This is a genomic window from Streptomyces massasporeus, from assembly GCF_014648995.1.
Lineage (GTDB): Bacteria > Actinomycetota > Actinomycetes > Streptomycetales > Streptomycetaceae > Streptomyces > Streptomyces massasporeus.
In genome coordinates this window covers 646,736-658,698 of record NZ_BMSE01000001.1, presented here as the reverse complement: position 1 = coordinate 658,698, position 11,963 = coordinate 646,736, and the positions used below count along the sequence as shown (strand labels likewise).

13 protein-coding genes are annotated in these 11,963 nt (G+C 72.0%); 7 read left to right on the top strand and 6 right to left on the bottom strand.

Features of this window, described 5'->3' with window-relative positions; all coding sequences use genetic code 11:
• Positions 1-73: 73 nt before the first annotated feature.
• Complete coding sequence (locus IE153_RS42275; protein WP_252100478.1) at positions 74-205, bottom strand: LPFR motif small protein; 132 nt, start codon at positions 203-205, stop codon at positions 74-76.
• A gap of 67 nt (positions 206-272) precedes the next feature.
• Positions 273-1,148, bottom strand: a complete 876-nt coding sequence (locus IE153_RS03055; RefSeq protein WP_189588156.1) for an SCO6745 family protein — start codon at positions 1,146-1,148, stop codon at positions 273-275.
• 114 nt (positions 1,149-1,262) lie between these two features.
• Between IE153_RS03055 and IE153_RS03050 the strand changes: the two genes are divergently transcribed.
• Positions 1,263-2,222: a GlxA family transcriptional regulator gene (locus tag IE153_RS03050; RefSeq protein WP_189588154.1), complete on the top strand. Its 960-nt coding sequence runs from the start codon at positions 1,263-1,265 to the stop codon at positions 2,220-2,222.
• 32 nt (positions 2,223-2,254) lie between these two features.
• Positions 2,255-2,890, top strand: coding sequence for a DJ-1/PfpI family protein (locus tag IE153_RS03045; RefSeq protein ID WP_189588152.1), 636 nt, complete (start codon positions 2,255-2,257; stop codon positions 2,888-2,890).
• Here the strand turns inward: IE153_RS03045 and IE153_RS03040 are convergent.
• Positions 2,877-3,632 (bottom strand): enoyl-CoA hydratase/isomerase family protein, encoded by a 756-nt coding sequence (locus tag IE153_RS03040; protein ID WP_189588150.1) that lies wholly within the window; start codon positions 3,630-3,632, stop codon positions 2,877-2,879. The genes IE153_RS03045 and IE153_RS03040 overlap by 14 nt on opposite strands.
• Positions 3,633-3,850: 218 nt before the next feature.
• Here IE153_RS03040 and IE153_RS03035 point away from each other — a divergent pair, with 218 nt between their 5' ends.
• Complete coding sequence (locus tag IE153_RS03035; RefSeq protein WP_189588539.1) at positions 3,851-4,357, top strand: ATP-binding protein; 507 nt, start codon at positions 3,851-3,853, stop codon at positions 4,355-4,357.
• Positions 4,358-4,381: 24 nt separating this feature from the next.
• Here the strand turns inward: IE153_RS03035 and idi are convergent, their stop codons facing one another.
• From idi to galE, 3 genes are all read right to left on the bottom strand, one after another.
• The gene (idi, locus tag IE153_RS03030; RefSeq protein WP_142157065.1) at positions 4,382-4,975 is read right to left on the bottom strand and encodes an isopentenyl-diphosphate Delta-isomerase; all 594 of its coding nucleotides are present in this window, start codon (positions 4,973-4,975) and stop codon (positions 4,382-4,384) included.
• A gap of 294 nt (positions 4,976-5,269) precedes the next feature.
• On the bottom strand, positions 5,270-6,193 hold the full coding sequence (locus IE153_RS03025; RefSeq protein WP_189588148.1) for a cation diffusion facilitator family transporter: 924 nt from the start codon (positions 6,191-6,193) through the stop codon (positions 5,270-5,272).
• Between the two features lie 146 nt (positions 6,194-6,339).
• Positions 6,340-7,311, bottom strand: a complete 972-nt coding sequence (galE, locus tag IE153_RS03020; protein WP_189588146.1) for a UDP-glucose 4-epimerase GalE — start codon at positions 7,309-7,311, stop codon at positions 6,340-6,342.
• A gap of 279 nt (positions 7,312-7,590) precedes the next feature.
• Here galE and IE153_RS03015 point away from each other — a divergent pair, with 279 nt between their 5' ends.
• The 4 genes from IE153_RS03015 to IE153_RS03000 are packed head-to-tail and all read left to right on the top strand — an operon-like array spanning position 7,591 to position 11,960.
• The gene (locus IE153_RS03015) at positions 7,591-9,405 is read left to right on the top strand and encodes a DUF5941 domain-containing protein (RefSeq protein WP_189588144.1); all 1,815 of its coding nucleotides are present in this window, start codon (positions 7,591-7,593) and stop codon (positions 9,403-9,405) included.
• Positions 9,402-10,154: a phosphocholine cytidylyltransferase family protein gene (locus IE153_RS03010; RefSeq protein WP_030840917.1), complete on the top strand. Its 753-nt coding sequence runs from the start codon at positions 9,402-9,404 to the stop codon at positions 10,152-10,154. The genes IE153_RS03015 and IE153_RS03010 overlap by 4 nt, the downstream gene beginning before the upstream one ends.
• Positions 10,142-11,203 (top strand): iron-containing alcohol dehydrogenase family protein, encoded by a 1,062-nt coding sequence (locus IE153_RS03005; RefSeq protein ID WP_189588142.1) that lies wholly within the window; start codon positions 10,142-10,144, stop codon positions 11,201-11,203. The genes IE153_RS03010 and IE153_RS03005 overlap by 13 nt, the downstream gene beginning before the upstream one ends.
• Entirely contained in the window at positions 11,181-11,960 is a 780-nt protein-coding gene (locus IE153_RS03000) for a CDP-alcohol phosphatidyltransferase family protein (RefSeq protein WP_078885076.1), read from the top strand. The genes IE153_RS03005 and IE153_RS03000 overlap by 23 nt, the downstream gene beginning before the upstream one ends.
• Positions 11,961-11,963: the final 3 nt, after the last annotated feature.

Here is an 11,963-nt window from a genome sequence, read left to right as displayed (position 1 = left end):
GTTGCGCGGCAATTGTGGCAGGTGGCACCGACACTCGGGGATCAGGGCGGCTTCCGGCAGGTCGGAATCCGGATCAGGCCCTGCGGCTGCGGGTGGAGGACGAGGCCCCGCCGAACAGCCGGGCCAGGGCCCGGAAAGGAAGCGTCACGACGGTGGCGATAGCGCCGCCGATCTGGCGCAGCACGTCTGCGATAGCACGGAACACGAAATTCCCCTTTCTCCACTCCCGGCCGCGACGGCCGGTGGAGAGCGGGTACCTCAGAGACGCGTCACTATGCGTCACCCTTGCCGATCAGATCCGCCGGGTAGGCCCCGGCCACGAGCGCGGCGTGGGCGAACACCCCGCCCAGCTCGGTCAGCCGGGCCACTCCCTCCGGGCCCAGGTGCTCGTAGGGGGCGCGGTCCAGGCGGTCCGTCTCGTCCTCGATCTCCCGGCGCAGGGCGACGCCCCGCTCGGTGAGGTCACCGGAGGCGTCCAGCAGCCCGCGTTCCCGCAGCCGCTCCGTCGCCGCGTCCCAGTCCTCCCGGCTCCAGCCCCGGGTGGCGCACACCCACTTCGGGGTCATGCCCTTGCCCGTCGCCGTGTGGGTCACCATCGCCTCCAGGCCGTCGAGACCCGCGGACATCAGGGCGGCCAGGTGCCCGTCGCCCCGGTGCTCGCGCAGCAGGGTCGCCGCGTGCCAGTAGGCGAGGTGCGGATTCTCGGGAACGGGCAGGTCGGCGTGGGCGGCGTACAGCGGCCGAGCCGCGCGTGAGCAGGCCTCGGCGGCGCGCAGCGCGAGCCGCGCGGCCTCGGTCATCTCGGCCGACGCCAGGGCCTCCTCGCCGAGCAGACGGCGCAGGGTCGCGTCGACCGCACGCGCACGTGCCGCGAGGACCTGCGCGGGTGCCGCGGTCTCCCACACCGCCGGCACGTGCCGCGCCACCAGCTCGTACTTGTAGTTGTAGAAGGCCGCCGCCACCGGGCCGGCTCCGACCGGACCGAAGGCGGCGGCCCGCACGGCGAAGTTCACGGCACGCGGATCGGTGACCCCGAGGGCGCCCAGCTCCCGCCCGAGATCGGGGGAGAAGTAGTGCGTCGAGTGCAGGGAGTTGAGCATGTTGTGGCAGCGTCGGCCGGCGCGCGGCTCCAGGGCGGCAGTCGTCATGCCCGGCAGGTTACCAACCGCTTGGTATGTCCTCCACGGCCCGTCGTCTCCTGGCAGAAAAGGTGGGGTACTCGTCCTTGCCGCCATACTCCGCACCCGCGAAGAATCGACGGCATGGTCCAGCGCACGGTTCTCGCCGTCCTCTTCGACGGCCTGCAGAGTCTCGACGTCACCGGGCCCGTGGAGGTCTTCGCGGGCGCGGAGCTGCTCTCCCCGGGCGCGTACCGGATCCGCACGGCGTCCCTGGAGGGCGCGCCCGTGCGGACCACCAGCGGCCTGACCCTCGTCCCCGACGAGTCCCTGACCACCGCAGCGGACCCGGACATCCTCCTCGTCCCCGGCGGAACGGGCAGCCTGCGGCCCGACCCGCGTCTGGTGACCTGGGTGCGCGAGCGGGGGCCGCGCGCCGGCCGCCTGGTCTCCGTGTGCACCGGCGCGGCCGTGCTGGCCGCGGCGGGCCTCCTGGACGGCCGCCGCGCCACGACCCACTGGGCGTACTGCGACCGGCTCGCCCGCGAGCACCCGGCCGTCGAGATCGACCCCGACCCCGTCTTCGTGCGCGACGGGCACATCGCCACCTCGGCCGGTGTCACCGCCGGCATCGACCTCGCGCTCGCCCTGGTCGAGGAGGACCTGGGCCGGGACGCCGCCCTCACCATCGCCCGCCACCTGGTGGTCTTCCTGCGCAGGCCCGGCAACCAAGCCCAGTTCAGCGCCCAGCTCGCGGCCCAGACCGCACAGCGCGAGCCCCTGCGGGACGTCCAGCGGTGGATCACCGACCACCCGGACGCGGACCTCTGCGTCGACACCCTCGCCGCCCGCGCCCGCCTCTCGCCCCGCCACTTCGCCCGCGCCTTCCGCGCCGAGACCGGCATGACACCGGGCCGCTACGTGGACCGCGTCCGCCTCGAACACGCCAGGCGTCTCCTGGAGGACACCGCAGGCGGCGTCGAGGAGATCGCCCGCACCAGCGGTTACGGCACGCCCGAGGCCATGCGCCGGGCCTTCGTCAGGACCCTGGGGACGCCCCCGGCCGAGTACCGCCGCCGCTTCCGCCCCACCACCACAGCCTGAACGCATCGACATCAGCCGACCGAAAGGACCCCATGCAGATCGCCATCGTCCTCTACGACCGCTTCACCGCCCTCGACGCCATCGGCCCCTACGAGACCATCGGCCGGCTCCCGGACGCGGAGACCGTCTTCGTCGCCGAGGAGGCCGGCCCCGTGCGCAACGACTCGGGGAACCTCGCGCTCATCGCCGACCGGACCCTCGCCGACGTGCCCCGCCCCGACATCATCGTGGTCCCCGGCGGCCCGGGCCCGCTCCCGCTGGCGACGGACGGGCCCCTGCTCACCTGGCTGCGCACCGCCGACGCCACCAGCACCTGGACCACGTCCGTGTGCACCGGCTCCCTGCTGCTCGCCGCCGCCGGACTCCTGCGGGGACGCCGCGCGACCTCCCACTGGCTGGCCCTGGAGGAGCTGAAGCGCCACGGCGTCGAGCCGACGGGGGAGCGGGTCGTCACCGACGGCAAGTACGTCACCGCGGCCGGCGTCTCCTCCGGCATCGACATGGGACTCACCCTGCTCGGCCGGATCGCGGGCGACGACCACGCGCAGCTCGTCCAGCTCGGCACCGAGTACGACCCGCAGCCGCCCTACGACGCCGGTTCACCCGAGAAGGCCCCCGCGCACCTCGTCGCACTCTTCCGCGAGCACTCCGGCGTCATCCTGACGTAGGCACGCTCCAGCCGAACCGCGGCTGCCGGCGCTCCAGGAACGCGGCGACACCTTCCGCGGTGTCGCCGCTCCCGCGCGCCTGTCCGGCCCAGTACGCGTCCCGGTCCGTACGCCCGTCCGCGAACTCCTTGGCCGCCGCCTGCGTCAGCTGCGAACGCGACACCAGCACCCGGGTGAACTCCGCGACCCGCTTGCCGAGTTCACCCTCCGGCAGCACCTCGTCCACCAGCCCGGTGCGCAGCGCCCGCTGCGCGTCGATCAACTCCCCGGAGAACAGCAGGTACTTGGCGGTGGCCGGCCCCACCAGGGACACCAGCCGCCGGGTCGAGGACGCCGGGTACACGATGCCGAGCTTCGCGGGCGTCACACCGAACAGCGCGCCCTCCTCGGCGAACCGCAGATCGCAGGCCGCCGCCAGCTGCGCACCGCCGCCCACGCAGTGCCCCCGGATCGCGGCCAGCGTCGGCTTCGGGAACGCGGCCAGCGCCTCCTCGGCCCGCACGGCCAGCCCCTGCGCCTCCTCCGGCGAGCCCCGCAGCGTCGAGATGTCGGCCCCGGCGCAGAACGTCCGGCCCTCACCGGTCAGCACCAGCGCCCGTACCTCCGGGTCCCCCGCGAGCTCCTCCAGCAGTGGGGGGAGGGAGCGCCACATGGCGGCCGTCATGGCGTTGCGCTTCTCGGGATGACGTATGACGACCGTCGCGACCGAGTCGGTCACGCGGTGCTCCAGCTGCGGCTCCATGCGCGGGATGCTATCCGCATGCCAAACCCGTACAACCCGAATAGTTCGCCGAGACGGCACAACAGGGACAGGACCAGTCCCACAACTGACCGTGTCATACGCCAACGGTCAGAAGTGCTCGATAGTTGCTGACTTCTGTTCAGTCCCGGGGTGTGAGGCGCATCGTTACCAACACTCGAGGTGTGGCGACAATCGAGCGCGAGGGTGGCGACCGGACGATGGACGACGACGGGCGTGGGTTCGGTCCGCGCCCAGAGGGCGGCGCGGCGCCCCTCGGACCCGGGCCCGCGGATCCGCTGCCGTACGAAGGGGTCTGGAGGTTCACCGCACCGGCGGTCGAGGCCTCGGTCCCCCAGGCACGGCACGCCGTACGGGACCTGCTGCTGCGTCAGGGGGTGCCGGTCTCGGACGACCTGGCCCAGGGACTGCTGCTGATCGTCTCGGAGCTGGTGACGAACGCCGTGAAGCACGCGGCGGTGCTGTCCCCGACGATCGCCGTCGAGCTGGCCGTCGGCGCCGAGTGGCTCCGGGTGTCCGTGGAGGACAACCATCCGTACCGGCCCACCGCCCTGGAGACCGACCACGGCCGGACCGGCGGGCGCGGACTGCTCCTGGTGCGCGAGGTCACCCGGGAGGCAGGCGGTCTGTGCGACGTGGAGTACACCGCGAGCGGCGGCAAGGTGATCTGGGCCGCCCTGCCGCTCAAGCCCGCACGCTTCGCCTGACCCCCCGTTCCGCCGGTGCCGGGATCACCAGCCGGCGGACGGGCCCGTCAGCTCCCTGATCGCCGGCCGGGCCGCGTCCAGGACGGTCATGAACCAGGCCGAGAAGGTGTCCTTGGCGTGCCGCTCCGCCAGCTCCGGCGGGGTCACGAAGACCGTCGACGCGACCTCCTCGGGGTCCGGCCGCACCACGGCCTGCACCATGCCGACGAAGAGGTGGTTGTACTCCTGTTCCACCAGACCGGACTCCGGGTCCGGGTGGTTGTAGCGGACCGTGCCCGCCTCGGCCAGCAGGGACGGCGAGGCGCCGAGCTCCTCGAACGTGCGCCGTGCCGCCGCCGCGAAGGGCGCTTCGCCGGGGTAGGGGTGGCCGCAGCAGGTGTTGGACCACACACCGGGGGAGTGGTACTTGCCCAGCGCGCGCTGCTGGAGCAGCAGCCGGCCGTACTCGTCGAAGAGGAACACGGAGAACGCGCGGTGCAGCTGTCCGGGCGGCTGGTGGGCGGCGAGCTTCTCCGCGGTGCCGATCGTCACGCCGTCCTCGTCGACCAGTTCCAGCAAAATCGCGTCTGCGGTGCCGTTCGACGGGTTGTGCGTCGCGGTGGCAGGTGTGATCGGCATACCCATCCTTCACATCGGTCTTCGCGCCCCAAGTCTGCCGTACGAATCCGGCACTCCCGGCACTTCGCGGCACGCCCGCATGTCCCGCGCGGTGACGCGGACCGCGGCCGGCACCGGTCCGACACCGGAAAAGGGACCCGGTAGATGATCGTGCCCGGCCAGGCAGGCGGAAAATCGTCCCCACCGGAGCTGTGGGGCTCAGGACGTGGGCGTACGGCGGAGGGTTGCGTTCCCCGGCGCACTCTCATCGGCGTGCGCCCCACCTGTTCTCACGCACCCCGGAAGCCACCCACGTCAGTGGCAGAGCCGTGCCTCGTGCTCCGCGTGCCCGACCGGTTCCAGCTGGAAGGTGCAGTGCTCCACGTCGAAGTGGTCGCCGAGGCAGCCCTGGAGTTCGTGGAGCATCTTCTCGTGGCCTATGGCGTTCAGGGCCTCCGAGGTGACGACGACGTGCGCCGACAGCACGGGCATGCCGGAGGTGATCGTCCAGGCGTGGAGGTCATGGACGTCCTCCACGCCGTCCGTCGCGAGGATGTGCGAGCGCACCTCCGCCATGTCGACGCCCTGGGGAGCGGCCTCCAGCAGCACCGACAGCGTCTCCCGCAGCAGCTTCCACGTCCGGGGCGCGATCATCAGCGCGATCACGAGCGAGGCGATCGGGTCGGCGGCCTGCCAGCCCGTGAGCATGATCACCACGGACGAGACGATCACCGTGACCGAACCGAGTGCGTCGGCCGCGACCTCCAGGAACGCGCCGCGCACGTTCAGGCTCTCCTTCTGCCCGCGCATCAGCAGCGACAGCGACACCAGGTTCGCGACCAGGCCGATCACACCGAACAGCAGAGCCAGCCGGCCCTCGGTCTCCGCGGGCGTGATGAAGCGCTGGACCGACTCGTAGACGACGTACCCGCCGGCCCCGAGCAGCAGCAGGCAGTTGGCCAGGGCTGCGAGGATCTCGGCCCGGGCGTAGCCGAAGGTGGCCCGCTCGCTCGGCGGACGGTTCGCGAAGTGGATCGCGAGCAGCGCCATGCCCAGGCCCAGGGCGTCCGTCGCCATGTGCGCCGAGTCCGCGACGAGCGCGAGCGAGTCGGCGAGGGTGCCACCGACGATCTGCACGACCACGATGCCGAGCGTGATCGCCAGGGCCGCCCGCAGCCTGCCGCGGTACGCCGAGGTCGCCGTACCGCCGGCCGCGCCGTGCGCGTGCCCAGCCCCCATGAGAAGTCAGCCTCCTGTGTCCGCGTGATCGTGCCCGGGCACCCCAGTGAACTACGGGGAGGGGGTATGTGCAACGCGGCACTGAACACCGTTGTCATGTGCCCTGACCTGCGGAAACGATGCGCAGGTCAGAGCGGGTCGGCGGGTCAGGAGCCGTGGTGCAGCAGCCAGCCGCGCCAGGCCGACTCGGTCATCTCGCGCACCCCGCGCCGGGCAGTCCAGCCGAGCTCATCGGCCGCCCGGGCGGCCGATGCCACCGCCCGCGGGGCGTCGCCCGGGCGGCGCTCCTCGACGAGCGGGGGCCGGCGGTCGCCCGTGACCTCGCCGATGACCGTGATGAGCTCGCGGACCGAGACACCCTCGCCGCGGCCGATGTTGACCGTCAGGTCGCCCGTGATGCCGCCGCCGGCCAGTCGCCGGGCCGCCGCCAGATGGGCCTCGGCCAGGTCGGCGACGTGAATGTAGTCACGGACACAGGTGCCGTCCGGGGTCGGGTAGTCGTCGCCGAAGATCCGGGGCGCCTCGTCGCGCGTCAGCCGGTCGAAGACCATCGGGACGATGTTGAAGACACCGGTGTCCGCGAGTTCCGGCGCGGCGGCACCCGCCACGTTGAAATAGCGCAGACATACGGTGGAGATCCCGTGCGCCTTTCCCGCCGCCCGCACCAGCCACTCCCCGGCGAGCTTGGTCTCGCCGTAGGGATTCACCGGCGCGCAGGGCGTGTCCTCCGTGATGAGGTCCACACCCGGGTCGCCGTACACGGCCGCCGACGAGGAGAACACGAAGCGCTCGATCCCGGCCGCGGCGACCGCGTCCAGCAGGGTCACCAGACCGCCGACGTTCTCCCGGTAGTAGCGCGTGGGCTGCGCGACGGACTCGGCGACCTGCTTGCGCGCCGCGAGGTGCACCACACCCGTCACGCCGTGCTCGGCGAAGACCCGCTTCAACAGCTCCCCGTCCAGCGAGGAACCCCGCACGAGGGGGACCTGTGCCGGGAGCCGCGCGGGCACCCCGGCCGACAGGTCGTCCAGGGCGAGGACGCGCTCCCCGGCCTCGGTCATGGCCCTGGCCACATGTGCTCCGATATAGCCGGCACCGCCGGTGATCAGCCACGTCATGGTCGCCCACCCTATGCGGACACGGTGGCCGCCTGTGCAATGTCCCCGATGTCCGCATAGGAGGGGCACGGTTTGTGGGGCGGCCCCCGGATCCACGATGATGATCGCGGCAAGGGCTTGTGCGAACCACGTCGATCCATCCGCCGAACGGGCGGTGAACGTGGCCTTCCCTGCATCCGATAGCCTCTGCCGACATGCCGCCCGGGAGCCACCGGAGAAGGCGCCCCCACCATGCACATCACCGGCGCGGACGCGTCGGTACCCAGGGAGTGAATTCGGTTGTCGACCGCCATCCTCACCGGCCAGCCGGTCCCCGGATCGTCGATCGAGGCCGACCTGCGATCCCTCGGGTTCGATCTCCGGACCGCGGCCGACGCCGCCGAGGCCGAGACCCTCCTCGCCGAGGTGCCGGGCGACGAGCGGGTCGCCCTGGTCGACGCACGCTTCGTGGGGCACGTGCACGCGCTGCGCCTCGGCCTCACCGACCCCCGCTTCCCGCTCGCCGGGATCCCCGGTGCCGTCACGGCCCAGCCCGCCGGGCGCCAGGCCCTGACCCGGGCGATGGCCCGCGAGAACTCCGCGGGCGGCGGGACCACCCTGGTCGACAGCCTCGCGGACCGCATCCTCAGCGCCCTCGACGCCGACGGCACCGGCGTGCACCGCCCCGAGCTGGGCAGCCTGGTCGCCGCCGTCCCCGCCGACCCGCAGGCCCGCAACGAGGCGCGTCAGTCGGTGGCGGACGTCGACGACGAGGCCGTCCGCCTGAAGTCGGCCGTGAAGGCCCGCGACGGTTTCTTCACCACCTACTGCATCAGCCCCTACTCCCGCTACATCGCCCGCTGGTGCGCCCGTCGCGGCCTGACCCCCAACCAGGTCACCACCGCCTCGCTGATCACCGCCCTCATAGCGGCGGCCTGCGCGGCCACCGGTACCCGCGGCGGCTTCGTCGCGGCCGGCGTCCTGCTGATCGCGTCCTTCGTGCTCGACTGCACCGACGGCCAGCTCGCCCGCTACTCCCTGCAGTACTCCACGCTCGGCGCCTGGCTGGACGCCACCTTCGACCGGGCCAAGGAGTACGCCTACTACGCGGGCCTCGCCCTCGGAGCGGCCCGCGGCGGGGACGACGTATGGGCCCTCGCCCTCGGCGCCATGGTCCTGCAGACCTGCCGGCACGTCGTGGACTTCTCCTTCAACGAGGCCAACCAGGACGCCACCGCCAACACCAGCCCCACCGCCGCCCTCTCCGACAAGCTCGACAGCGTCGGCTGGACGGTCTGGGTCCGCCGCATGATCGTCCTGCCCATCGGCGAGCGCTGGGCGATGATCGCCGTGCTCACGGCGGTCACCACCCCCCGCATCACGTTCTACGCGCTGCTCATCGGCTGCGCCTTCGCCGCGACGTACACCACGGCCGGCCGGGTGCTGCGCTCCCTGACCCGCAAGGCCGGGCGGACCGACCGGGCGGCCGGGGCCTTGGCCGATCTCGCCGACAGCGGCCCGCTCGCCCAGGGGTTCGCGGAGGCGCTCAAGAAGCCCGCCCGCAGGCTGCCGGGCTTCACCGCCCCCGTCATCGCCCTGCTCGGTGGTCTGGCCGTCGTCCTCACCGCGGCGCTGACGGACTTCGGCGGCCCCTGGCCGGTCATCGCGGCCCTCGGCTACGCCCTGACCTCGGGCCTCGCCGTCGCCCGCCCCCTCAAGGGCGCCCTCGACTGGCTGGTCCCCCCGATCTTCCGCGCCGCCGAGTACGGCACCGTCCTGGTCCTGGCGGCCAAGGCGGACGTGAACGGGGCCCTCCCCGCGGCCTTCGGGCTGGTGGCCGCGGTCGCCTACCATCACTACGACACCGTCTACCGCATCCGCGGCGACGCCGGAGCGCCCCCGGCCTGGCTGGTGCGCTCCATCGGAGGGCACGAAGGACGGACGCTGCTCGTCACCGTCCTCGCCGCGCTGCTCACCGCCTCGCAGTTCAAGGTCGCGCTCACGGCACTGGCCGTGGCCGTGGCCCTGGTGGTGCTCGTCGAGAGCATCCGCTTCTGGGTCGCCGCCCATCAGGGTGGCGCACCCGCCGTACACGATGAAGGAGAACCCGCATGATCGGCCTCGTGCTCGCGGCCGGCGCCGGACGGCGTCTGCGCCCCTACACCGACAGCCTCCCCAAGGCACTGGTGCCGGTGGGCCCCGCGGGCATAGAAGGCGAACCCACGGTCCTCGACCTGACCCTCGGTAACTTCGCCGAGATCGGTCTCACCGAGGTCGCGATCATCGTCGGCTACCGCAAGGAGGCCGTGTACGCGCGCAAGGAGGCCCTGGAGCAGAAGTACGGCCTCAAGCTCACCCTCATCGACAACGACAAGGCCGAGGAGTGGAACAACGCCTACTCCCTGTGGTGCGGGCGTGACGCCCTCAAGGACGGGGTGATCCTCGCCAACGGTGACACCGTCCACCCGGTCTCCGTCGAGAAGACGCTGCTCGCCGCCCGCGGCGACGGCAAGAAGATCATCCTCGCCCTCGACACGGTCAAGGACCTCGCGGACGAGGAGATGAAGGTCGTCGTCGACCCCGAGAAGGGCATGACGAAGATCACCAAGCTGATGGACCCCGCCGAGGCCACCGGCGAGTACATCGGCGTCACGCTGATCGAGGGCGACGCCGCCCCCGAGCTCGCCGACGCCCTCAAGGCCGTGTGGGAGACCGACCCGCAGCAGTTCTACGAGCACGGCTACCAGGAACTGGTCAACCGCGGCTTCCGCATCGACGTGGCGCCGATCGGCGACGTCAAGTGGGTGGAGATCGACAACCACGACGACCTCGCCCGCGGACGGGAGATCGCGTGCCAGTACTGACCCGTCTCATCCCCTCGCCGCTCGTCGTCGACATCCGCCCGGGTGCCCTCGACGACCTGGCCTGCGTACTCGCCGATGAGCGCATCTCGCCCTCCGGCCGCCTCGCCGTCGCCGTCAGCGGCGGCTCCGGCGCCAGGCTGCGCGAGCGCATCGCGCCGAGCATGCCCGGCGCCACCTGGTACGAGGTCGGTGGCGGCACCATCGACGACGCGGTCCGGCTGGCGAGCGAGATAAAGGCCGGCCACTACGACGCCGTCGTGGGCCTCGGCGGCGGAAAGATCATCGACTGCGCCAAGTTCGCTGCGGCGCGGGTCGGCCTCCCCCTGGTCGCCGTCGCCACCAACCTCGCGCACGACGGCCTGTGCTCGCCGGTCGCCACCCTGGACAACGACGCGGGCCGCGGCTCCTACGGTGTGCCGAACCCGATCGCGGTCGTCATCGACCTCAACGTGATCCGTGAGGCCCCCGTCCGCTTCGTGCGCTCCGGCATCGGCGACGCCATCTCCAACATCTCCGCGGTCGCCGACTGGGAACTCGCCAACCGCGTCAAGGGCGAGAAGGTCGACGGCCTCGCCGCGGCGATGGCCCGCCAGGCCGGCGAGGCGGTGCTCCGGCACCCGGGTGGTGTCGGCGACGACGCCTTCCTGCAAGTGCTGGCCGAGGCACTGGTCCTCACCGGTATCGCCATGTCCGTGTCGGGCGACTCCCGCCCGTCCTCCGGCGCCTGCCACGAGATCAACCACGCCTTCGACCTGCTGTTCCCCAAGCGGGCTGCCGCCCACGGCGAGCAGTGCGGACTGGGCGCGGCCTTCGCGATGTACATGCGCGGCGCCCACGAGGAGTCGGCGTACATGGCCGAGGTGCTGCGCAAGCACGGGCTGCCCGTGCTCGCGGAGGAGATCGGCTTCACCACGGACGAGTTCGTCAAGGCCGTCGAGTTCGCCCCGGAGACCCGACCCGGCCGCTACACCATCCTCGAACACCTCGACCTGAACACCGAACAGATCAAGGACATCTACGCCGACTATGTCAAGGCCATCGGTAGCTGAACTCCGTCCCGTCGTTCACCCCCCGGGGGTGAAGGACCGGCGCAGCGGTGAGCACTGGATGGGACGCCTCTACATGCGTGAGGTGTCCCTGCGGGTCGACCGTTACCTGGTCAACACCAGGGTCACGCCCAATCAGCTCACCTACCTGATGACCGTCTTCGGTGTGCTCGCGGCCCCGGCACTGCTCGTGCCGGGGATCGCGGGCGCCGTGCTGGGCGTGGTGTGCGTCCAGATGTATCTGCTGCTGGACTGCGTCGACGGCGAGATCGCGCGCTGGAAGAAGCAGTACTCCCTCAACGGCGTCTACCTGGACCGGGTCGGCGCCTACCTCACCGACGCCGCGGTGCTCACCGGCTTCGGCCTGCGCGCCGCCGACGTGTGGGGCAGCGGGCGCATCGACTGGCTGTGGGCCTTCCTCGGCACCCTGGCCGCCCTCGGCGCCATCCTGATCAAGGCGGAGACCGACCTCGTCGGTGTCGCCCGGCACCAGGCCGGCAAGCCCCCGGTCAAGGAGGCCGCCGCCGAGATGCGCTCCTCCGGCATGGCGCTGGCCCGCAAGGCCGCCGCCGCCCTGAACTTCCACCGCCTCATCCTCGGCATCGAGGCGTCCCTGCTGATCCTCGCGCTGGCGATCGTCGACCAGGTCCGCGGCGACCTGTTCTTCTCCCGGCTCGGCGTCGCCGTGCTCGCCGGCATCGCGCTGGTGCAGACCCTGCTGCACCTCGTGTCCATCCTCGCCTCCAGCAGGCTGAAGTGAGCG

What these genes read in the sequence shown, in the direction of transcription:
- IE153_RS03055 (WP_189588156.1), bottom strand. Translation starts at nt 1,148, where the DNA reads ATGACGACTGCCGCCCTGGAGCCGCGCGCCGGCCGACGCTGCCACAAC.
- IE153_RS03050 (WP_189588154.1), top strand. Translation starts at nt 1,263, where the DNA reads ATGGTCCAGCGCACGGTTCTCGCCGTCCTCTTCGACGGCCTGCAGAGT.
- IE153_RS03045 (WP_189588152.1), top strand. Translation starts at nt 2,255, where the DNA reads ATGCAGATCGCCATCGTCCTCTACGACCGCTTCACCGCCCTCGACGCC.
- IE153_RS03040 (WP_189588150.1), bottom strand. Translation starts at nt 3,632, where the DNA reads ATGGAGCCGCAGCTGGAGCACCGCGTGACCGACTCGGTCGCGACGGTC.
- IE153_RS03035 (WP_189588539.1), top strand. Translation starts at nt 3,851, where the DNA reads ATGGACGACGACGGGCGTGGGTTCGGTCCGCGCCCAGAGGGCGGCGCG.
- idi (WP_142157065.1), bottom strand. Translation starts at nt 4,975, where the DNA reads ATGCCGATCACACCTGCCACCGCGACGCACAACCCGTCGAACGGCACC.
- IE153_RS03025 (WP_189588148.1), bottom strand. Translation starts at nt 6,193, where the DNA reads ATGGGGGCTGGGCACGCGCACGGCGCGGCCGGCGGTACGGCGACCTCG.
- galE (WP_189588146.1), bottom strand. Translation starts at nt 7,311, where the DNA reads ATGACGTGGCTGATCACCGGCGGTGCCGGCTATATCGGAGCACATGTG.
- IE153_RS03010 (WP_030840917.1), top strand. Translation starts at nt 9,402, where the DNA reads ATGATCGGCCTCGTGCTCGCGGCCGGCGCCGGACGGCGTCTGCGCCCC.
- IE153_RS03000 (WP_078885076.1), top strand. Translation starts at nt 11,181, where the DNA reads ATGTCAAGGCCATCGGTAGCTGAACTCCGTCCCGTCGTTCACCCCCCG.